Raw genomic sequence first — 834 nt, forward strand, 5'->3', positions numbered from 1 at the left:
TTGAGGGCTTTTTTTACAGGAGCAACATAATTACTTGCATTACGACTGGTTTTACATTGTTCAAACGAACCCGGACTTAGTGCCCAAGCCCAATGCCATGGTGCAACATCCATAAATAGCCACAAATTTCCTTTGGCAAAAATATGAACGGATTTCGGGGCATCGAGATAATTGGAAATTATTTTATTGCCCTGGTAACCTGTCCGTGTCATCCAAGAATCAAACGTAGCGGCTACAGTTTTTGAGGCAAATGCACCTAACCCCATCCAATAAAAACGCCCTTTTAAATTGGGGTTGCCTCCCAACTCTTTCTCCATTTCGAGATAAATCCGTGCATAAATTGCCGCAATTCTTCGTGCACGTTGCTCATACCATTCTTCAAGACGGTATTGATTATTTCCAGTTTTATTGGAAAGTTTAATATAACTTGTCTGTTGTAAGATAGACCAAAAAGTATTACAGGTACATTTTTCGGAATGACAACTTTTTGGGGTTTGATTGGTTTGTGATGTACTAAATGTTAAATTAGTCGCCATTTTTATGCATCTCCAAATGGTGGGGCAGAATCAAAATCAGCCCATTGTAATTCAGTTTTTAATTCCTGCTGTTTTTCTGCATGTATTCTATGACTAAGACCTTTAGTAGTCGTAATGCCGGAAATTACCTCATCTTTATTATGGATAATATACGCAATAGAATGCATAGGTTTGCCATCAGGAAATAAAAATTGGAACTGTTCGTCATACCGCTCAACCGCAGGCATACCCTTCATATTCACCCCTGCCGAGTTTGGTCCCGAGATCACCAACGGCGCCCTCACCCGCACCACCTTCG

Annotated in this window: 1 protein-coding gene and 1 pseudogene; both read right to left on the minus strand. The window is 40.5% G+C overall.

Annotated elements, in window-relative coordinates:
• Positions 1-536, minus strand: a 536-nt coding sequence (locus tag HMPREF2700_RS11640) for a DUF2515 family protein (protein ID WP_210389872.1), incomplete at its 3' end; no start/stop codon positions are given.
• A 2-nt stretch (positions 537-538) separates the two neighbouring features.
• Positions 539-834: pseudogene (locus HMPREF2700_RS05920) on the minus strand (hypothetical protein); the annotation flags it as partial.

The sequence above is a fragment of the Neisseria sp. HMSC068C04 genome, assembly GCF_001810105.1.
Taxonomy (GTDB): domain Bacteria; phylum Pseudomonadota; class Gammaproteobacteria; order Burkholderiales; family Neisseriaceae; genus Neisseria; species Neisseria flavescens_B.